The sequence below is a fragment of the Kitasatospora sp. A2-31 genome (assembly GCF_022288725.1).
Classification (GTDB): Bacteria; Actinomycetota; Actinomycetes; order Streptomycetales; family Streptomycetaceae; genus Kitasatospora.
Genome location: NZ_JAKNTA010000001.1, coordinates 884452 through 904411 on the forward strand (window position 1 = coordinate 884452; position 19960 = coordinate 904411).

At 73.7% G+C, this 19960-nt stretch carries 14 protein-coding genes; 7 read left to right on the forward strand and 7 right to left on the reverse strand.

What is annotated here, in order from left to right:
- Positions 1-107 precede the first annotated feature (107 nt).
- The 3 genes from MCM47_RS04170 (at position 108) to MCM47_RS04180 (ending at position 4363) form a co-directional block, all read left to right on the forward strand.
- Positions 108-2006: an ABC transporter ATP-binding protein gene (locus MCM47_RS04170; RefSeq protein ID WP_238741518.1), complete on the forward strand. Its 1899-nt coding sequence runs from the start codon at positions 108-110 to the stop codon at positions 2004-2006.
- A gap of 281 nt (positions 2007-2287) precedes the next feature.
- Positions 2288-3208 carry an RNA polymerase sigma factor SigJ gene (gene sigJ / locus MCM47_RS04175; RefSeq protein ID WP_238741099.1) on the forward strand — a complete coding sequence of 307 codons (921 nt, stop codon included), beginning with the start codon at positions 2288-2290 and terminating at the stop codon, positions 3206-3208.
- A gap of 75 nt (positions 3209-3283) precedes the next feature.
- Positions 3284-4363 (forward strand): NAD(P)/FAD-dependent oxidoreductase, encoded by a 1080-nt coding sequence (locus tag MCM47_RS04180; protein WP_238741101.1) that lies wholly within the window; start codon positions 3284-3286, stop codon positions 4361-4363.
- Between the two features lie 196 nt (positions 4364-4559).
- Here MCM47_RS04180 and lepA read toward each other — a convergent pair whose 3' ends face one another.
- Positions 4560-6428, reverse strand: coding sequence for a translation elongation factor 4 (gene lepA / locus MCM47_RS04185; protein ID WP_238741107.1), 1869 nt, complete (start codon positions 6426-6428; stop codon positions 4560-4562).
- Between the two features lie 244 nt (positions 6429-6672).
- On the opposite strand from lepA, the gene MCM47_RS04190 reads away from it, so the two are divergent.
- From MCM47_RS04190 to MCM47_RS04200, 3 genes are all read left to right on the forward strand, one after another.
- Positions 6673-6978 (forward strand): antibiotic biosynthesis monooxygenase, encoded by a 306-nt coding sequence (locus tag MCM47_RS04190; RefSeq protein ID WP_238741109.1) that lies wholly within the window; start codon positions 6673-6675, stop codon positions 6976-6978.
- A gap of 165 nt (positions 6979-7143) precedes the next feature.
- Complete coding sequence (gene rpsT, locus MCM47_RS04195) at positions 7144-7410, forward strand: 30S ribosomal protein S20 (protein WP_238741111.1); 267 nt, start codon at positions 7144-7146, stop codon at positions 7408-7410.
- A gap of 272 nt (positions 7411-7682) precedes the next feature.
- Positions 7683-8534 carry a hypothetical protein gene (locus MCM47_RS04200; protein ID WP_238741113.1) on the forward strand — a complete coding sequence of 284 codons (852 nt, stop codon included), beginning with the start codon at positions 7683-7685 and terminating at the stop codon, positions 8532-8534.
- Between the two features lie 207 nt (positions 8535-8741).
- Here MCM47_RS04200 and holA read toward each other — a convergent pair whose 3' ends face one another.
- Positions 8742-9737 carry a DNA polymerase III subunit delta gene (gene holA / locus MCM47_RS04205; RefSeq protein ID WP_238741115.1) on the reverse strand — a complete coding sequence of 332 codons (996 nt, stop codon included), beginning with the start codon at positions 9735-9737 and terminating at the stop codon, positions 8742-8744.
- A gap of 181 nt (positions 9738-9918) precedes the next feature.
- On the opposite strand from holA, the gene MCM47_RS04210 reads away from it, so the two are divergent.
- On the forward strand, positions 9919-10155 hold the full coding sequence (locus MCM47_RS04210) for a hypothetical protein (protein WP_238741520.1): 237 nt from the start codon (positions 9919-9921) through the stop codon (positions 10153-10155).
- 398 nt (positions 10156-10553) lie between these two features.
- Here MCM47_RS04210 and MCM47_RS04215 read toward each other — a convergent pair whose 3' ends face one another.
- From MCM47_RS04215 to leuS, 5 genes are all read right to left on the reverse strand, one after another.
- Complete coding sequence (locus MCM47_RS04215) at positions 10554-13196, reverse strand: ComEC/Rec2 family competence protein (protein ID WP_238741117.1); 2643 nt, start codon at positions 13194-13196, stop codon at positions 10554-10556.
- Between the two features lie 198 nt (positions 13197-13394).
- Positions 13395-14162, reverse strand: coding sequence for a ComEA family DNA-binding protein (locus MCM47_RS04220; RefSeq protein WP_238741119.1), 768 nt, complete (start codon positions 14160-14162; stop codon positions 13395-13397).
- A gap of 658 nt (positions 14163-14820) precedes the next feature.
- Complete coding sequence (locus MCM47_RS04225) at positions 14821-15666, reverse strand: DegV family protein (RefSeq protein ID WP_238741121.1); 846 nt, start codon at positions 15664-15666, stop codon at positions 14821-14823.
- Positions 15667-15787: 121 nt separating this feature from the next.
- Positions 15788-16570: a hypothetical protein gene (locus tag MCM47_RS04230; RefSeq protein WP_238741557.1), complete on the reverse strand. Its 783-nt coding sequence runs from the start codon at positions 16568-16570 to the stop codon at positions 15788-15790.
- A 339-nt stretch (positions 16571-16909) separates the two neighbouring features.
- Positions 16910-19804, reverse strand: coding sequence for a leucine--tRNA ligase (gene leuS, locus MCM47_RS04235; RefSeq protein WP_238741123.1), 2895 nt, complete (start codon positions 19802-19804; stop codon positions 16910-16912).
- Positions 19805-19960: the final 156 nt, after the last annotated feature.

A 19960-nucleotide genomic window follows, 5' to 3' on the forward strand; every position in this document is an offset into this window, starting at 1 on the left:
CCGCGGACAAGAAGGCACCGGCCAAGCCCGCCAGCGGCCCCGGCCACCTGCCCGGCGACTCCCAGGCCGCCGCCGCCCGCCGCGGCCCGGCCGGCCCCGGCCGGTTCATGGGCGGCCAGGGCGTCGAGAAGTCCATGGACTTCAAGGGCTCCGGCAAGCGGCTGCTCGGCCTGCTGCGCCCCGAACGCCCCCTGCTCGCCGGCGTCCTCGCACTCGGCGTGCTCAGCATCGGCTGCGCCGTCACCGGCCCCAAGGTCCTCGGCGACGCCACCGACCTGATCTTCGCCGGCGTGGTCGGCCGGCAGACCCCGCCCGGCACCACCAAGGAGCAGGTGGTCGACGGCCTGCGCGCCCAGGGCAACGGCGGCGTCGCCGACCTCCTCTCCTCCACCGACTTCACCCCAGGCCAGAGCATGGACTTCGGCGCCATCGGCACCGTCCTGCTCTGGGTGCTCGCCATCTACGTCGCCGCCGCCGTCTTCGGCGTCCTCCAGGGCCGGCTCGCCACCAAGGCCATCCAGCGGGCCGGCTACCGGCTGCGCCAGGACGTCGAGGCCAAGCTGACCCGGCTGCCGCTCAGCTACTTCGACAAGCAGCCCCGCGGCGAGGTGCTCAGCCGCGTCACCAACGACATCGACAACATCAGCCAGTCCATGCAGCAGACCCTGGGCCAGGTGGTGAACTCGCTGCTCACCGTCGTCGGCGTGCTGGCGATGATGTTCTGGATCTCCCCGCTGCTGGCGCTCATCGCCCTGGTCTCGGTGCCGCTGTCGGTGGTCGTGGCCACCCGGGTCGGCAAGCGGGCGCAGCCGCAGTTCGTCCAGCAGTGGAAGTCCACCGGGCAGCTGAACGCCCACATCGAGGAGATGTACACCGGCCACACCCTGGTGAAGGTGTTCGGACGGCAGCAGGAGTCCGCCGCGACCTTCCGCGAGCACAACGAGGCCCTCTACCAGGCGAGCTACCGGGCCCAGTTCATCTCCGGGATCATCCAGCCCGCGATGATGCTGATCGGAAACCTCCAGTACGTGCTGATCGCCGTCGTCGGCGGCCTGCGGGTCGCCTCCGGCGCGCTGTCCATCGGCGACGTCCAGGCCTTCATCCAGTACTCGCGGCAGTTCAGCCAGCCGCTCACCCAGGTCGCCAGCATGGCCAACCTGGTGCAGTCCGGCGTCGCCTCCGCCGAGCGCGTCTTCGAACTGCTCGACGCGCCCGAGCAGACCCCCGAGCCGGCCATGCCGGAGCGGCCCGACGCCATCCGCGGCCGGGTCGTCTTCCAGGACGTCTCCTTCCGCTACGACCCCGAGAAGCCGCTGATCGAGGACCTCTCGCTCAAGGTCGAACCCGGGCAGACCGTCGCCATCGTCGGGCCGACCGGCGCCGGCAAGACCACCATGGTCAACCTGCTGATGCGGTTCTACGAGGTCAGCTCCGGGCGGATCACCCTCGACGGGGTGGACATCGCCGCGATGGCCCGCGAGGACCTGCGCTCCGGCATCGGCATGGTGCTCCAGGACACCTGGCTGTTCGGCGGCACCATCGCCGACAACATCGCCTACGGCGCCGACGGCGCCACCCGCGAGCAGGTGGTCGAGGCGGCCAGGGCCGCGCACGTGGACCGCTTCGTGCGCACCCTGCCGGACGGCTACGACACCGTCATCGACGACGAGGGCACCGGGGTCAGCGCCGGCGAGAAGCAGCTGATCACCATCGCCCGGGCGTTCCTCGCCCAGCCCTCGATCCTCGTCCTCGACGAGGCGACCAGCTCCGTCGACACCCGCACCGAGGTGCTGATCCAGCGAGCCATGGCCAGGCTGCGCAGCGGCCGCACCAGCTTCGTGATCGCCCACCGGCTCTCCACCATCCGGGACGCCGACGTGATCCTGGTGATGGAGAGCGGCTCGATCGTCGAGCAGGGCACGCACGACGAGCTGATCGCGGCCGACGGCGCTTACGCGCGGCTGTACAAGGCGCAGTTCGCGGAGGCGGTGGCCGAGGTCGACTGACCGGGGCGCGACCGGGCGGGGCGGTACCGGGCGACCCGCTACCGGGCGGGGCGGTGCCGGGCGAGGCGCTACCGGGCGGGGCGGTACCGGGCGGGGCGCGCGGCGGATGCACGCAGGAGCCGGAGCGGGAACCGAACACCCCCGCTCCGGCTCCGGCATTCCCGCCGGGGCCGGTCGGGCCGGCCCGGCTCGGGCGGGGTCGCTTCGTCCCAGCGATCGGGCTCGCCCCAGCCCGGTACCCGCTCTTCTTCCCCGGTGGCGGCGGGCGCTACGGTAGGCCTGTGAGTGACCAGCCGTCAGCCCCCGCACCGGATCCGGACGCCTTCGAGGCGAACCGGCGCTACCTGGGCTCGGTCGCCTACCGGCTGCTCGGCTCCTTCACCGACGCCGAGGACGTCCTGCAGGAGGCCTGGCTGCGCTGGCAGTCCGCCGACCGTACGACCGTCGCCGACCCGCGGGCCTTCCTGACCACCGTGGTCACCCGGCTCTGCTACGACCAGCTGGGCTCCGCCCGGGCCCGCCGGGAGTCCTACTTCGGTGAGTGGCTGCCCGAGCCGTCCGTCTCCACCACGGCCGCCCCCGCCTCGCCCGCCGAACTGGCCGAGCTCGGCGAGTCCGTCTCGATGGCGCTGCTCGCCGTCCTGGAGCAGCTCACCCCCGCCGAGCGGGCCGCATTCGTCCTGCACGACGTGTTCGCGGTCGGCTTCGACGAGATCGCCGCCACCCTGGACCGATCCCCCGACGCCACCCGCCAGCTCGCCTCCCGGGCCCGCCGCCGGGTCAAGGAGGGCGGCCGGCGCAGCACCGCCGACCCCGCCGAGCACCGGCAGGCGGTCGAGGCCTTCGCCGCCGCCACCGCCCGGGGCGACATCCTGGGCCTGATGAACGTCCTCGACCCTGAGGTGGTCTGGCACGCGGACGGCGGCGGCATCGTCCGCGCCGCGGCCCGGCCGGTGTTCGGAGCCGACAAGGTCGCCCGTCTGGTGCTCGGGCTGGTCGCCAAGTGGCTCACTCCCGACACCCGCATCGCCTCCGCCCTGGTCAACGACCTGCCCGGACTGCTCTTCCACAGCGCCTCCACGGGCGCCGTGGAGGGCGTGGTCGGCTTCAACGTCAGCCCCGGCGGCCGGATCACCGACGCCTACGTGGTGGTCAACCCGGAGAAGCTCACCCGTGTGACGCCGATCACCGTCACATCCTGACCGGTCGCGTCGTCCCCTTCCCGAGCAGGCGCACAGGGCGCCCCTCGCGGGCCCTTCGAAGGGGAGACGAGCACCATGACCAGCAAGGCGAACGGCAAGCACATCGTCGTACTCGGCGCGGGCTGCGCAGGCCTCCCCGCGGCCACCCGGGCCGGCAAGCACAACCGGGTGACCCTCGTCGCCCCCGAAACCCGCTTCCGGCACCGGGTCCGCCAGCACGAGACCGCGGCCGGCCACCCCGCACGCCGGCCCGCCGTCGCCGAGGTGGTGCGCGGCCGCGGCGTCCGGCACGTCCAGGCCCGGGCCACCGAGCTCGACCTCGCCGGCCGCAAGGTCCTCCTGGACACCGGCGAGACCCTCGCCTACGACACCCTGGTCTACGCCCTCGGCAGCCGCACCGCATGGCACGGCGTCCCCGGCGCCGCGGAGCACGCCTACGGTGCCGAACGGGCCACCGAGATCAGCGAGCGGCTGCGCACCGCGGACCGCCCCGGCACCGTGGCCGTGGTCGGCGGCGGCGCCACCGGCATCGAGATGGCCACCGAGATCGCCGAGGCGCACCCGGAGTGGAAGGTGCGGATCGTCACCGCCGGCCAGGTCGGCGGCTGGTTCTCGGCCCGCGGCCGGGCCCACGTCCTGGCCGTCATGGCCGGGCTCGGGGTCGAGGTGCACGAGCAGGCCACCGTCACCGCGGTCGACCCGGAGGGTCTGGACACCACCGGCGGCCGGATCCCGGGCGACATCGTGGTCTGGGCCGCCTCCATGGAGCCGCTCCCGCTGGCCGCCGAGGCCGGACTCACCGTCAACGCCGCCGGCCGGGCAGTGGTCGACGGGTACCTGCGGTCGGTCTCGCACCCCGACGTCCACGTGATCGGCGACGCCGCCGAGGTCACCGTTCCCGGCACCGGCACCCTCCGGATGGCCTGCGCCACCGCCCTGCCGATGGGCCGCTACGTCGGCCGGCTGCTCGCCGGGCGCACCGGCAAGCCCTTCGCGTTCCGGTACACGGCGCAGTGCCTGAGCCTCGGCCGGCGGGAGGCGCTGGTGCAGCTCATCCACGGAGACGACTCGATGCGGCCGCGCGTGCTCACCGGCCGGACGGGACGGCTCATCAAGGCCCTCATCGTGAACGCCGTGGTCTGGTCGCTGCGGTAGCGGGCGCGCCTGCCTGCGGGCGCGGGCGGGCGTGGGCGGGCCTGCGGGCAGGCAGGCATGCGTGCGGGCGGGGGCGTGCGGGCGGGCGGGCGTGCGGGCGGGCCTGGGGGAATGCGGCCCGCGCTCCTGCGTCACCGGAACGCGGGAGGGCCCGGGGCTGTCCGCCCCGGGCCCTCCCGTCCGTCGCCTGCCGACGCTACTTCTTGTCCTTCGGCGGCTCGGCGTCGGTGGACAGCGCGGCGATGAAGGCCTCCTGCGGGACCTCCACGCGGCCGACCATCTTCATCCGCTTCTTGCCTTCCTTCTGCTTCTCCAGCAGCTTGCGCTTACGCGAGATGTCACCGCCGTAGCACTTGGCGAGAACGTCCTTGCGGATCGCACGGACCGTCTCACGGGCGATCACCCGGGAACCGATGGCGGCCTGGATCGGCACCTCGAACTGCTGGCGCGGGATCAGCTTCTGCAGCTTCCCGGCCATCATGACGCCGTAGCTGTAGGCCTTGTCCTTGTGGACGATCGCGGAGAAGGCGTCCACCGCGTCGCCGTGCAGCAGGATGTCGACCTTGACCAGGTTGGCGCTCTGCTCGCCGATGGGCTCGTAGTCCAGCGAGGCGTAGCCGCGGGTCTTGGACTTCAGCTGGTCGAAGAAGTCGAAGACGATCTCGGCCAGCGGCAGGGTGTAGCGCAGCTCGACGCGGTCCTCGGAGAGGTAGTCCATGCCCTGCAGGTTGCCGCGGCGGGACTGGCACAGCTCCATGATCGCGCCGACGAACTCGTTCGGCGCCAGGATGGTGCCGCGCACGATCGGCTCGTGCACCTCGGCGATCTTGCCGGAGGGGAACTCGCTCGGGTTGGTGACGGTGTGCTCGGTGCCGTCCTCCATCACCACGCGGTAGATCACGTTGGGGGCGGTGGAGATCAGGTCGAGGTTGAACTCGCGCTCCAGGCGCTCCCGGATGATCTCCAGGTGGAGCAGGCCGAGGAAGCCGCAGCGGTAGCCGAAGCCGAGCGCGACGGACGTCTCCGGCTCGTAGACCAGCGCGGCGTCGTTCAGCCGCAGCTTGTCGAGGGCGTCGCGCAGCAGCGGGTAGTCCGAGCCGTCCAGCGGGTAGAGGCCGGAGAACACCATCGGGCGCGGGTCCTTGTAGCCGCCGAGCGGCTCGGTGGCGCCCTTGTTCTGCGAGGTGATCGTGTCACCGACCTTGGACTGCCGGACGTCCTTCACACCGGTGATGATGTAGCCGACCTCGCCGACGCCGAGGCCGTCGGCGACCTTGGGCTCCGGCGAGATGACGCCGATCTCCAGCAGCTCGTGGGTCGCGCCGGTGGACATCATCGCGATCCGCTCGCGCTTGGTGAGCTGGCCGTCGACGACACGGACGTAGGTGACCACGCCGCGGTAGGCGTCGTACACCGAGTCGAAGATCATCGCGCGGGCCGGGGCGTCCTTGACGCCGACCGGGGCCGGGATGGTGTTGACGATGTGGTCCAGCAGGTCCTCGACGCCGAGGCCGGTCTTGGCGCTGACCTGGAGCACGTCGGACGGGTCGCAGCCGATGATGTGCGCGATCTCCGCGGCGTACTTCTCCGGCTGGGCGGCCGGCAGGTCGATCTTGTTGAGCACCGGGATGATCGTGAGGTCGTTCTCCAGCGCCAGGTAGAGGTTGGCGAGGGTCTGCGCCTCGATGCCCTGGGCCGCGTCGACGACCAGGATGGTGCCCTCGCACGCGGCGAGGGAGCGGGACACCTCGTACGTGAAGTCCACGTGGCCCGGGGTGTCGATCATGTTGAGGATGTGCGTCGTGCCGGCGTTCGGCCCGGTCTTCGGCGCCCACGGGAGGCGGACGGCCTGCGACTTGATGGTGATACCGCGCTCGCGCTCGATGTCCATGCGGTCGAGGTACTGGGCGCGCATCTGCCGCGGGTCGACCACGCCGGTGATCTGGAGCATCCGGTCTGCGAGCGTCGACTTGCCGTGGTCGATGTGGGCGATGATGCAGAAGTTGCGGATCAGCGCCGGGTCGGTACGGCTGGGCTCTGGCACATTGCTGGGGGTCGCGGGCACCTTGGTCCGATTCTCCGTTGGTCCGGGGGCCGGGGGTGTCCGGGTCATCGCTGACCGGCCTCCCGGGGACCGGACAGTCGTCCGATCGAAATAGTCCCTCCCATCTTCCCACGAGCGCGGCGTGCGCCGCCGGTCAGCTCTCCGCTCCGTCCACGGACCTGCCCCGGCCGCTCCACGGGCGGCCCCTCCACTGCCGCAGCCGGACGGGCCCGCCGGCGCCTGCGCTGCGGCAGGATGGCGTCGCATGATCCTGGAAAGCGCCCTGCTCGACGTCGTCCCGGGCCAGGAGGAGGCGTTCCTCGCCGCCTTCGCCGAGGCCCGGCCGCTGATCGCGGTCCAGCGCGGCTTCCGCTGCCTGGAACTGCGCCGCTGCCTGGACGCGGGGCGCGGCTCGCGGTTCCTGCTCCAGGTGGAGTGGGAGCACCTGACCGACCACACCGAGGGATTCCGACGCTCCGCCGAGTACCAGCGCTGGCGCGAGCTGCTGCACCACTACTACGCGCCGTTCCCCGAGGTGGAGCACTACGGCGAGCCGGTGCTCAGCGCCTGAGCGGTCGCCCGCACGCGCGTGCGCGGTGCCCGGTCGGTTTGGGGCGAGCCGCGCGCCCCTGGTAGCGTTGGGCGCTGCACCTGGCCTCGGCATGCCCTCTCAGCTGGTCCGACGGCCGCCCGGTGCAGCCCGTTCCAACCAAATGACACAGACTGAGGCACTTTCGTGGCGAACATCAAGTCCCAGATCAAGCGCAACAAGACCAACGAGAAGGCGCGCCTGCGCAACAAGGCCGTCAAGTCCTCGCTGAAGACCGCTCTGCGCAAGGCCCGTGAGGCCGCTGCCGCCGGCGAGACCGAGAAGGCCGTCGTGCTGGCCCGCGCCGCCTCCAAGGCGCTGGACAAGGCCGTGAGCAAGGGCGTCATCCACGCCAACCAGGCCGCCAACAAGAAGTCGGCCATCACCAAGCGCGTCAACGCCGTCCAGGCCTGACGCCACCGGGGCTCCGGCCCCACCCCCTCGGGACGAACCGGCCCTCTACCCGGACTCCCGAGGCGAGATCGAGACTCGCACCGCACGCGGCCTGCGTTCGCCACGCGGGTGCGGTGCACAGGCAGTACGGCAGGCGCCGTAGCGGACCTCTTCCCCAGAGGCTGCTGCGGCGCCTGTCGCGTTCCGTGCTCCGACCGCTATGGTCGGTCACGGGTCACGCCGCCGATCACGTGCCGGTGGTCGAGGTTCGAAGGCTGAGGGGGGCACCACCGATGGCTACGCCACCGCCACCACCGTCCCAGGACGCATCCGGGTTCGCCGGACTTCCGCAGCAGCAACAGCCGCCCGCCGGGAACACCCCCGGATTCGGCCCGCCGCCCGGGCTGCCCGCCGCCCCCGGACTCCCGCCCGCACCGGGCCGGCCGCCGGTCGCCGGCAGCGCGACGCCCGGCGGGCCCGGCGCGCCCCGCCGTAAGGGTGGGAGCCTGCGCCGGAACACCGTCTGGGCGTTCGTCGGCGCCGTCCTCGCCTCGATCGTCTGGTCCGGCGCGGTGGCCCTCGTCCCGGACCTGGTGCAGAGCCGCCCCGCGGCGCAGAGCCTCCACGGCTACCACGCCGTCGACCGGATCTGCGACACCGGCAAGCTCACCGCGTTCCGGGCGAAGTACAAGATGGTCGACAACTACCCGCTGGACCACACCGGCCGCAGCGACTCCATGGACGTGATGCGCTGCTACGCCCTGATGAAGCGCACCGTCAGCGGGAGCGACTCCCCGGACTACGCCACGCTGGACATCCGCGTCGAGCTGCACAAGGCCGTCGACTCCTCGCCCGAGTTCGCCGCCACCCGGCACTACTTCGAGCAGCAGAAGTACGAGGTCGCCGACGTGCCGGACCTCGGCCAGGAGGCCTACTACGCCTACGGCGATGAGCCGACCAGCTCCGACAGGAGCTTCCACGACATCAACTACTACCTGCAGGTCCGCGACGGGGGCATGACCTACTCGCTGTACTGGACGGACAACTACCAGGTCAGCGAGAACCACACCCTGGACCGCGACAGCGTCCGCCGGGCCATGCTCGACGACACCCGGGACATCCTGAAGGCGATCGGCGGGAAGTAGCCGGCGGGGGGCGCGGACCGGAGCTCCGGGCTCGGTGTCGTCGGAGCTCGGTACGGCCCTGGCTCCGCGCCGCCGGAGCTCGGTGCGGGCGGAGCTCCCTGCCGCGGGGCCCCCTACGGCCGTGGTTCCTTACGGCCGCGGTTTCCCTACGGCGGGAGCTCCCTATGGCGGGAGCTCCCTACGGCCGGAGCTCCCTGCCGCCGCGGCTCAGTACTGGCGGGAGCCGGCCCGCGCGGCCCGGGCGACGGCGACGACGGCCCGCTCCAGCGCGAAGGCCGGGTCGTCGGAACCGCCCTTGACGGCAGCGTCCGCCTGGGCGATCGCGGTCAGCGCGGCGGCCACGCCGTCGCCCGTCCAGCCACGCATCTGCTGGCGGACCCGGTCCACCTTCCACGGCGGCATGCCCAGCTCGCGCGCCAGGTCGGCGGGCCGCATGTTCCGCCCGGTGGTCGCCAGCCGGCCGATGCTGCGGACCCCGGAGGCCAGCGCGTAGGTGATGCCGGTCGGCGGCTGCCCCACGGCCAGCGCCCAGCGCAGCCGCTCCAGCGCCTCGGCCGCCCGGCCCGTGACGGCGAGGTCCGCCACCTCGAAGCCGGTCGCCTCGGCCCGACCGCTGTAGTAGCGGGCCACCACGGTCTCGTCGATGGTCCCCTCGACGTCCGAGGTGAGCTGACTGCAGGCGGCGGCCAGCTCGCGCAGATCGCTCCCGAGCGCGTCCAGCAGCGCCTGGCAGGCTTCCGGCGTCGCGGACCGTCCGAGCGTGCGGAACTCGCCCTTGACGAAGGCCAGCCGCTCCGACGCCTTGGCCAGCTTGGCGCAGGCCACCTCCCGGCCGCCGGCCTTGCGCCCGGCGTCCAGCAGCCCCTTGCCCTTGGCGCCGCCCGCGTGGACCAGCACCATGATCACTTCCTCGGCCGGGGCCTCGATGTACGCCTTGACCTCCTTGACGGAGTCGGCGGAGAGGTCCTGCGCGGCCCTGATCACGATCACCTTGCGCTCGGCGAACAGCGAGGGCGTGGTCAGCTCGGCCAGGCTGCCCGGCTGGAGGCTGCCGGGCGCGAGGTCCCGCACGTCGGTGTCCGGGTCCGCGGCCTTCGCGGCCGCCACCACCTGGGCTACCGCGCGGTCCAGCAGCAGCTCCTCCTGACCGACCGCGAGGGTCAGCGGGGCGAGCAGGTCGTCGGGTGCACTCTTCCTGGCCATCGCCTACCAGCATCCCACGCGGCACGGACAGCCCTGCTCGGTGCAGCGCCCCGTGGGGTGCCGGCAGCCGGCCCGGCCCGGGGGTCTCCGTCAGGAGGAAGATCACGCCCTGGAGAATGGCCGGGTGAGTGAAGACCTGACCACCAACCAGCCGGACGCCTTCGACCCGAACGCCCGGCAGCTGCTCGTCCTGCCCGACCGCGATGCCGCCGAGGAGGCCGCCGAGCAGCTCAGCGCCGACCACGCCGACCTCGGAGAGCTGGAGATCGTCCGGGACGCCCTCGCGGGCGAGGACGACGCCGAGGACGCCCAGTGGCTCGTGGTCGTCGAGCCGCCCGAGGAGGGCTGGACCGCCGCCCTGCTGCGCGCCCTGGACGCCGTCGCCGCCGAGTACGACGGCTGGCGCGAGGAGAGCTGACGGCGCTTGCACGAGAAGTCGGACCGGCCGACTTCTCGTGCATGGGTGTCGGCCGGGAGCGAGGCGGCGTGCACGGACCTCGTGGCGCCCCGCGCCACCTGCATCCCCGCTCCGGAGGCCTCCCCGGCCGTCCCTGGCCGTCCCCGGCCGTCCCTGGCCATCCCTGGCCGTCCCGGGGGTCCTGGCCCTGGCGCCTCGCTCCCGGCAGGTCGGGAGCGAGGCGGCCCGTCCATCCGTACCGGGGGCCGCTTCCACCCGCGCCGGCCCCGGGCATCGGCCCGGGGCCGGCGCGTCGTCTCCTTGGGCCCCGCCCCGCCCCCCACCCCCCTCGCCCTCCCTCCCCACCTCCTCTCCTCCTCCTGGTGGGGAGGGCGAGCGAGTGAGCCGGGCGGGTGAACTCAGGCCGGCGGGCCACGCGGCCCGCCGGCCTCGGCAACGTCACGGGCGGCACGGGCACCGCGCGGGCCGTGGAGGGCGTGCGGGTGCACCGACGCGCCGAGGTGGGCCGGGCTGTCGCCCGTCACCGCGATGTCACCGGCCACGTCCGTCCGCAGCACGGTGGCCCCGAGAGAGCGCAGACGATCCACCGTCCGCGCCGACGGATGCCCGTACGGATTGCCCTCCCCGCACGAGATCAAGGCCAACCGGGGGCCCAACGCCGCAGCCAGGTCCCAGTCCTGATGCGCCGAACCATGGTGTGCCACCTTCAAAACGTCCACCTGCATCCCACCTCCCGTTCTCCCCAGCAACGCCGACTGAGCCGGTGGCTCGAGATCGCCCAGCAGTGCCAGCCGCAGCCCGCCCGCCACCGTCGCCAGCAGCGCCACACTGGCGTTGTTGGCGCCCGTCGCCTCCGGCGACGGCACGGTGTCCGGCCACACCACCTCCCATGACAGCCACGGCCCGACCGACCGGCGCTCACCCCGCCGCGCCCGCAGCAGCGGGACTCCGGAGGCCGCCGCCCACCCGGACACCTGGGCCGCCTCACCCGGTGGATCGTCCACCGTGGTCCCCTCGATCGCCCCCACCGCGCGACCCCGTAGCACCCCCGGGACGCCCTCCACGTGGTCGGCATGGAAGTGCGTCACCAGCAGCAGCGGCACCCGGGTGATCCCGAGCTCCCGCAGACACCGGTCGGCCGCGTGCGGATCCGGCCCGGCGTCGACCACGACTGCGCTGTCAGGTGGATCACCCACCGCCCCCGTCGCCGGCAGCACCACCATGTCGCCCTGCCCTACGTCGCACATGACCAGCCGCCAACCCGGCGGCGGCCAGCCCGTGGCCAGCCGCGTGAGCACGGGCGGCCGCAGCAGCACGGCCAGCAGCACCAGGAAGAGCAGCCCTGCCACCGCTGCCCTGGCCCAGCGCCCACCCCCGCGCTGCCCGCCCGCCGCGACCCGCCGCGGCACCAGCAGTGGCACCGTCCAGCAGACCGCCACCGTCCCCAGGGCGAGCGTCACCGTGCCGAGCAACCCACCCGGCCACGACAGTCGGGCCCCCGGCAGGTCCGCCCCGTGCCGGGCCACCGCCGCCAGCCAGCCGACCGGGACACCGGCCACCTCGGCGAGCAGCCGGGCCGGCGCCGGCAGGAGCGGCTCCAGCACCAGCACCGCGAATCCGAGCAGGGTCGCCGGAGCCACCGCCAGCTCGGCCAGCAGGTTGCACGGAACCGCGACGAGGCTGATGTGGCCGGACAGCACCACCGTCACCGGCGCGCAGAGCGCCTGGGCGGCGGCCGTGGCCCCGACGGCACCCGCCAGGTGCTGCGGCCAGCCCCGCGCCCGCAACGTCGCCGTCCAGTGCGGACCGAGCACCAGCAGCCCGGCGGTGGCCAGCACCGAGAGCAGGAAGCCCAGGGACCGTGACAGGTAGGGGTCGAGCAGGACGAGGAGCAGCACCGTCCCCGACAGGGCCGGCAACGCCCGGCGCGGACGGCCGGTGGCCAGCGCGAGGAGCCCGATCAGCCCGGTACCGGCCGCCCTCAGCACACTGGGCTCAGGCCGGCAGACGGTGACGAAGGCCAGCGTGACGCCGGTGCCGAGCAGCGCCGTGCTGCGCAGGGTGAGTCCGAGGAACCCGGCCAGGCCGCGCCGTTCAGGGGTGGCGGCCTGGCCGGGCGCACCGAGCAGGACGCCCAGGACGATCGCGAGGTTGGCACCGCTCACCGCGACCAGATGGGCCATGTCGGTGGCCCGGAAGGCCTCCAGGAGGTCGACGGGCAGGCGCGAGGTGTCGCCGACCACGAGGCCCGGCAGCAGCCCCCGCGCGTCCGCCGGCAGCCCGTCCGCAGCCGACCGCAGGCCCTCGCGCAGCCGCCCGGCGATCCGCTGGGGAAGGCTCGGTGGCTCAAGCTCACGGGGTGGGCCGTGCACGACCAGCAACGCGGCGCTTTCGTCGTCGTGCCCCTCCCCGGGCGGGCGGACATCGACCTCGACGGCAACCCGGGTCGACGGGAGCAGCAGCTGCCACCGGTCGATGTCCGGCCCGCGGGCGAGTACGGTCACCGGCGTGTGCGTCCGGGTCGAAGCTACGCGGGGTGCGGGTGTCGGCACGTCGGGGAAGAAGACCCGGTCCACCACGGCGTCCACGGTGAGGACGGTCTGCCCGGCAGCCGTCCCCCTGGTCCGGGAGGCGTGCGTCCTCGGGTCGCCGGTGACGGTCAGTTCGACGGTCACTTCGGGCGCGGTGCCCCCGGCCCGGGCGAGCGCGGGCACCGGCCCCCGGTGGAGGTCGGCCGTGTGGAGCAGGGTCACGGCCGTCGCGGCGGCAGCGACGAGGAGCACGGCGGCCACGGTGACGCCGGTCCCCGGGCGTCGGGCTCCTTCCCGGGTGGGACGTCCGCCCGGACGCCTGGTGAGCAGGACAGCGGCGAGCAGCACGGCGGCACCCGTGGCAGCGAGCAGCACCGGCCCGTGGCCCGGGCCCAGGCCGAGCACCCCCGCCGTCACGGCCCACGCCGCGACGGCGGGGAGCAGCAGCCGGAGATCCTCGGCGGTCGAAGGGGTGGAGGACGAGTGAGCGGCGGTCGGCTTCGCGGTCACGGACGGGCTGGTGATGAGGCACCTCCCTTCACGGCGGGCGGTCAGTGGGCAATCGGCGGCCGGCGGCGCGCGGCGAGCGGCGAGCGGCGAGCGGCCGGCGGCGGGCGGCGCGCGAACGGTCGACGCAGCGGATGGGCCGAGTCGGTCGGGCGGGGTGAGCCGGCGGGCTCAAGGGGGTCCGGGTACGGGCCGACCGGGTCAGAGGGTCAGCAACGGTCTGATCTCCGCGTAGGTGCGCTCGCCGATGCCGTTGACCTGGCGGAGCTGGTCGACGGAGCGGAAGGATCCGTGGGACAGGCGGAAGGCGATGATGCGCTGGGCGAGCGTCGGACCGACGCCCGGCAGGGTGTCGAGCTGTTCGAGGGTGGCGTGGTTCAGGCTGACCGGCTGCCTCGGCGTCACCGCCGCCGGCCCGCCGCCCGGCCCGCCGGCGGGCGGAGCCCCTTCGACCTCGCCGACCAGGATCTGCTCACCGTCGGTGAGCAGCCGGGCCAGGTTGAGGTTCCTGGTCTCCGTCCCGGGCAGCGGGCCGCCGGCCGCCTGCAGGGCGTCGGCCACCCGCGCCCCGCCGGGCAGCGTGTGGAGCCCGGGAGCGGGCACCCGGCCGCCGATGTCCACGACGACCGTGCCTGCCGGCTCGCCGGGGCCGTCCGTCGACCGGGGTGTGCCAGGGACGGCGTCCGACGGCGGCGCAGCGCCGGCACCGGGTTCCGACGTCGCGACCGCCACGGCGGGGACTTCGACCGGCCGGGGGCGGGCCAGCCAGAAGTGCTGCGCGCCGTAGCCGACGGCCAGCAGCACCAGGACGATCAGCCCCGCCACGGCCCGCCGGTCCAGCAGCACGGCCGGTCCGGGGCGGAACCGTGCGCGACCGAGTGGCCCGACCGCGGCACCCTCGTCGGGCGGCGCCGCGTCCCCCTCGTCGGACGGCAGCCCCGGCAGCGGCTCGGTGAGATGCCCGGACACGAGGTCCTTCCAGGCCTGCGCCGCCCCGGTCGGGAGTCCGGGCCGCGGCGGCCCGGTGGCGGACGGCTCGCCCGCCGCGCCTGCGCCGACGGCCGGAGGGTCGGCCGTCGGCGCGCCCGGAACCGGCCCGAGTGGCGCCAAAGCCTCCGTCACCGGACGTTCCGTCATCGGGCCCTGTGTCGCCTGGCTCTCCGGCGCCGGAACGTCCACCGGCGACGCGGGCAATCCCCCGTCCGCCGACGGGACAGGTGCCGTGTCCGGCTCCGCGGACCGCCCCTGCCCGGGGCCGTCGGCCGCCGGGAGCAGGACCGCCATCCGCGCCCTGGCGGTGCGGCTGATCGCCTGGCGCTTGCTCGCGCTGAATCTCGTGCTCGTCATGCGGGGCACAGTAGGAGCCCGTCCAGGACTGGCGGGGGAATTGGCGAAACCCTGTGGACAACCCAGGGGTTGTGGATAACTCAGGTCACTCACACGAGCGAGGAGAACGGCTCAGCGTTGACCGGGTCCCCCGCCTAGGTGACCGGTCGTCACCACGGACGCGACAGCGGCAGGGCCAACCACAGCACCGAGGACACCAGACGACACCGACCCCAGCACCCGGCACGGGCGCCCGGCCCCAGCGCACGTCACCGCCGCCCGGCACCGGCGCGAGCGCCGCTCAGCGCGGCGAGACCACCACCGCCAGCAGCCCCGGGCCGACGTGCGCGCCGATCACCGCGCCGACCTCACCCACGTACAGCTCGCGCAGCCCCGGCACCCGGGCCCGCAGGCGCTCCGCGAGCGGCTCGGCCCGCTCCTCCGCCGCCAGGTGGTGGACGGCGACGTCGACCTCCCGACCACCCGCCTCCTCGACGGCGATCTCCTCCAGCCGGGCGATCGCCCGGGACGCCGTGCGCACCTTCTCCAGCGGCTCGATCCGCCCCCCGTCGAGGTGCAGCAGCGGCTTCACCGCCAGCGCCGAGCCGAGCAGCGCACGGGCCGCCCCGATCCGGCCGCCCCGGCGCAGGTACTCCAGCGTGTCCACATAGAAGAACCCCGTGGTCGCCTCCGCCCGCCGCGTCGCGGCGGCGGCCACCTCGTCGAGCTCCGCGCCGGCCGCGACCGCCTCGGCCGCCGCCAGCACCCCGTACCCGAGGGCCATGCCGACCAGCCGGCTGTCCACCACCCTCACCGGGACGGGCGACTCCGAGGCCGCCAGCCGGGCCGCCTCCGCCGTACCCGAGAGCTCGCCCGAGATGTGCACCGAGACGATGCCCCGCGCACCCGCTTCGGCGGCAGCCCGGTAGGCGGCGGCGAAGGACTCCGGATTGGGCCGCGAGGTCGTCACGCGCTGCTTGCCGCGCAGGGCCTCGGCGACGTCCTTGGGCGAGATCTCCACGCCCTCGGTGAGCACGGCGTCGCCGACCACGACGCTCAGCGGGACCACGGCGACACCGTGGCGGTCGACGGCTTCCTGCGGCAGGTAGGCCGTGGAATCGGTGACGAGGGCGAGGTCGGCGGGCATGAGGCGGAGGTTACCCCGCGTCCGGCCCGGATGACAGCGGCCCGACCGGGGTGCCCCCGGCCCACCGGCGACGTGGCGCGTGCGGGCGGTTCACCGCGAAACCACCTGCTTCCCCGCCTGCTCAGCCGGCCGACGGACCCGCCGACGGCTTCCGCAGCCGCTCCGCCAGCTTGGCCAGCGGGTCGCCCAGGCCCAGCAGTTCCTCGGCGCTCGGCCGCCCGCTCTTCCCGTCGGTCAGCCCGGCCCGCTGCGGCGACGGCCGGCCGGACGCGGCGCCGCCGGACGCGGCCCCACCGGCAGCCCCGCCACCGGCAGCCGCACCGCCACCACGGGAAGCACCGTCCCCGCCCGGGGCGTCCCAGTGCCGCAGCGCCCCGGCCTCGTTCTCGCACTCCTGGCTGAGCCGGTTCAGCTCGTCGTCCGCGAAGCGGTGCATCCGGTCCTGGGCGGCCCAGCGCATCGTCTCGGCGGAGTGCTTGATCCGCTCGGCCCGCTCCCGCAGCTCGGGCAGCTTGGCCGCGATCCGGCCGGTGTCCGGCTCGCGCTCCAGGATCCGCAGCTCACCGTCGAGCTCGGCCGCGTGGGCGTCCAGCCGGCGCAACAGGGCGAGCGACTCGCCGAGCTGGCCGTCCTGGGCGAGGCCGCTCTCCAGGACCTGCCGGGTGCCGTCGAGCGAGGTGCGCAGGCCCAGCCGGACCGATGCGATCTGGCCCTGCGGGCCGGGCTTGGTGAAGGTCTTCGCCTTGAGCGTGGCGTTCTCCACGGCACGCCGGGCGTTGGCCTCGTGGCGCTCCACCTTCTCGCCGACCGCCTTCGCCGCCTTGACGACGCCGACCACCACCAGCGCCACCATCGCGAGTCCGAAGAGCAGGGCGAGGCCGACCATCACGCCGAGCACGTCCATCACGAGCCACCTTCCGCCAGCCGAACCGGCCCCCACCGGGCCCAACGCGGGCCGGACCGCCTTGGGTTCCACGGTATCCGCCCCACCGGGCCTCCGGCATCGCCAGACGGGTGCGGGCGCCCGAGATCAGGGACAGATCGGGGATCTCCCCCGGGAGCCCCGGAGGAGATCCCCGAGGTCCGGAAGGTCCCCCGAGGCCGCCCGGGCCGGCAGCCGGCCTGCCCCCGGAAACGCCGAAGGGCGGGTGCCCCGAGGAGCACCCGCCCGGCAGACCGTCGACCGACGGCCACAAACGGCCCACCCGGCCACGAACGGCCACGAACGGCCAGCGGCCAACCGTCAGCCGGTGACGACGTTGACCAGCTTCGGCGCCCGCACGATCACCTTGCGCACCGGCGCGTCCCCGATCGCGGCGACGACCGTCGGGTCGGCCAGCGCCAGCGCCTCCAGCTCGGCGTCGGAGATCGACGGCGCGACCTCCAGCCGGGCCTTGACCTTGCCCTTGATCTGCACGACGCAGACCACGGCCTCGTCGACGACGTACGCCGGGTCCGCCACCGGGTAGTCGGTGTGGGCCAGCGAGTCGCCGTGGCCCAGCCGGCGCCACAGCTCCTCGGCGATGTGCGGGGCCAGCGGGGCGACCATCAGCACCAGCTGCTCGGCCACCGCCCGCGGCGTGGAGCCGCGCTTGACCAGGTAGTTGTTCAGCTCGATCGCCTTGGCGACGGCCGTGTTGAAGCGCAGCCCGGCCATGTCGCCGCGGATGCCGTCGACGGCCTTGTGCAGCGCGCGCAGCGTCGCCTCGTCCGGCTCCTCGTCCGTGACCACCAGCTCGCCGGTGGACTCCGAGACGATGTTGCGCCACAGGCGCTGCAGGAAGCGGTAGGAACCGACCACGGCACGCGTGTCCCAGGGGCGGGAGACGTCCAGCGGGCCCATCGACATCTCGTACAGGCGCAGCGTGTCGGCACCGTACTCGTCGGCGATCTCGTCCGGGGCGACGGCGTTCTTCAGGGACTTGCCCATCTTGCCGGCCTCGCGCTTGACCGGCTCGCCCTGCCAGAAGTACCCGCCGTCGCGCTCCTCGACCTCGGCGGCCGGGACGGGGAAGCCCCGCTCGTCGCGGTAGACGTCCGCGGTGATCATGCCCTGGTTGAACAGCTTGTGGAACGGCTCGACCGAGGCGACGTGGCCCAGGTCGTGCAGCACCTTGTGCCAGAAGCGGGCGTACAGCAGGTGCAGCACGGCGTGCTCGGCACCGCCGACGTACAGGTCGGCGCCGCCGCCCGGCTTGCCGGCCGTCGGGCCCAGCCAGTACTGCTCGTTGGCCGGGTCGACCACGGCGGCGCCGTTGGTGGGGTCGATGTAGCGCAGCTCGTACCAGCAGGAACCGGCCCAGTTGGGCATGGTGTTGGTCTCGCGGCGGTACTTCTTCGGCCCGTCGCCGAGGTCCAGCTCGACGTTGACCCAGTCCTCGTTCCGCGACAGCGGGGTCTTCGGCGAGGAGGTGGAGTCGTAGGGGTCGTAGGTGTGGGGCGAGTAGTCGTCGACCTCGGGCACCTGCACCGGCAGCATCGACTCGGGCAGCGCGTGCATGACGCCGTCCTCGTCGTAGACGATCGGGAAGGGCTCGCCCCAGTAGCGCTGACGGCTGAACAGCCAGTCGCGCAGGCGGTAGTTGACGGTGCCCTCGCCGATGCCGCGCTCGGCCAGCCAGGCGGTGACGGCGGCCTTGGCGTCGACGACGCTCAGGCCGTTCAGCGAGATGCCGTCGGCGGTGCCCTCGTCGTGCGCCGAGTTGACGATGACGGAGTCGTAGGTGTCGAACGCGTCGTCCCAGGCGGCCGGGTCGTCGCCGCGGCCGTCGGTCGGGCGGACGACGCAGCGCATGGGCAGCTCGAAGGCGCGGGCGAACGCGAAGTCGCGGTGGTCGTGGGCGGGGACGGCCATGATGGCGCCGGTGCCGTAGCCCATCAGCACGTAGTCGGCGATGAAGACCGGCACGGGCTCGCCGCTGACCGGGTTGACGGCGTGGGCGCCGGTGAAGACACCGGTCTTGACCTTGGCCTCGACCTGGCGCTCGACGTCGGACTTGGCGGCGGCCGCGGCGCGGTACGCGGCGACGGCCTCACCGGGGGTGGCGGCGCCGCCGGTCCACTCCTCGCGGGTGCCCTCCGGCCAGGCGGCCGGGACGATCGCGTCGACCAGGCCGTGCTCGGGGGCCAGCACCATGTAGGTGGCGCCGAACAGGGTGTCGGGGCGGGTGGTGAAGACGGTGATCTTCTCGCCGTCGACGGCGAAGTCGACGCGGGCGCCCTCGGAGCGGCCGATCCAGTTGCGCTGCTGCAGCTTGATGGCCTCGGGCCAGTCCAGCAGGTCCAGGTCGGAGATCAGGCGGTCCGCGTAGGCGGTGATCCGCATCATCCACTGGCGCAGGTTGGACTTGAACACCGGGAAGTTGCCGCGCTCGGAGCGGCCGTCCGCGGTGACCTCCTCGTTGGCCAGCACGGTGCCCAGGCCGGGGCACCAGTTGACCGGCACCTCCTTGGCGTAGGCCAGGCGGTACTCGCCCAGCAGCTCGTCGCGCTCGGTGGCGGTCAGCGCCGCCCAGGCGCGGCCGTCCGGGGTCGGCCGGGAGCCGTCGGCGAACTGGGCGATCAGCTCGTCGATCGGACGGGCCTTCTGCGCGGCCTCGTCGTACCACGAGTTGAAGATCTGCAGGAAGATCCACTGGGTCCAGCGGTAGTACTCCGGGTCGATCGTGGAGATCGAGCGGCGCGGGTCGTGGCCCAGGCCCAGCCGGCGCAGCTGGCGCCGCATGTTGGCGATGGCCGCCTCGGTGGTGATCCGCGGGTGCTGGCCGGTGGCGACGGCGTGCTGCTCGGCGGGCAGGCCGAAGGCGTCGTAGCCCAGGGTGTGCAGCACGTTGTGGCCGGTCATCCGCTGGTAGCGGGCGTAGACGTCGGTGGCGATGTAGCCCAGCGGGTGGCCGACGTGCAGGCCCGCGCCCGAGGGGTACGGGAACATGTCCATGATGAAGCTGTGCGGCTTCGCGGAGACGTCGCCGGCGGCCGGGTCGGCCAGGTCACCGGTGGGGTTGGGGGCGTGGAAGGTGCCCTCCTTCTCCCAGATGTCCTGCCAGCGGGACTCGATCTCCGCCGCCAGGGTGGCGCTGTACCGGAACGGCTCGGTTGCGGCCTCGGCCGCGCCGGAAGCAGGGGTCGTCTCGCTCATGGTCCTTCTGGCTCCGTCGATGTAGTGGGCGAACCGCACACTCGGCCGGCCGGGCCCGGGAGGGCGGTGGCGAAGGCGGTGGAAAACAAAAAAGCCCCTCGCAGGAGGGGACGCCACGCCGACTCCGGCAGCCGCCCGAGAGCGGGGCCGGTCCTG

Excerpts from the sequence above, each read along its gene's own strand:
- MCM47_RS04170 (WP_238741518.1), top strand. The coding sequence starts at position 108 with ATGGGCGGCCAGGGCGTCGAGAAGTCCATGGACTTCAAGGGCTCCGGC.
- MCM47_RS04230 (WP_238741557.1), bottom strand. The coding sequence starts at position 16,570 with ATGGACGTGCTCGGCGTGATGGTCGGCCTCGCCCTGCTCTTCGGACTC.
- MCM47_RS04200 (WP_238741113.1), top strand. The coding sequence starts at position 7,683 with ATGGCTACGCCACCGCCACCACCGTCCCAGGACGCATCCGGGTTCGCC.
- leuS (WP_238741123.1), bottom strand. The coding sequence starts at position 19,804 with ATGAGCGAGACGACCCCTGCTTCCGGCGCGGCCGAGGCCGCAACCGAG.
- MCM47_RS04180 (WP_238741101.1), top strand. The coding sequence starts at position 3,284 with ATGACCAGCAAGGCGAACGGCAAGCACATCGTCGTACTCGGCGCGGGC.
- MCM47_RS04190 (WP_238741109.1), top strand. The coding sequence starts at position 6,673 with ATGATCCTGGAAAGCGCCCTGCTCGACGTCGTCCCGGGCCAGGAGGAG.
- holA (WP_238741115.1), bottom strand. The coding sequence starts at position 9,737 with ATGGCCAGGAAGAGTGCACCCGACGACCTGCTCGCCCCGCTGACCCTC.
- MCM47_RS04225 (WP_238741121.1), bottom strand. The coding sequence starts at position 15,666 with ATGCCCGCCGACCTCGCCCTCGTCACCGATTCCACGGCCTACCTGCCG.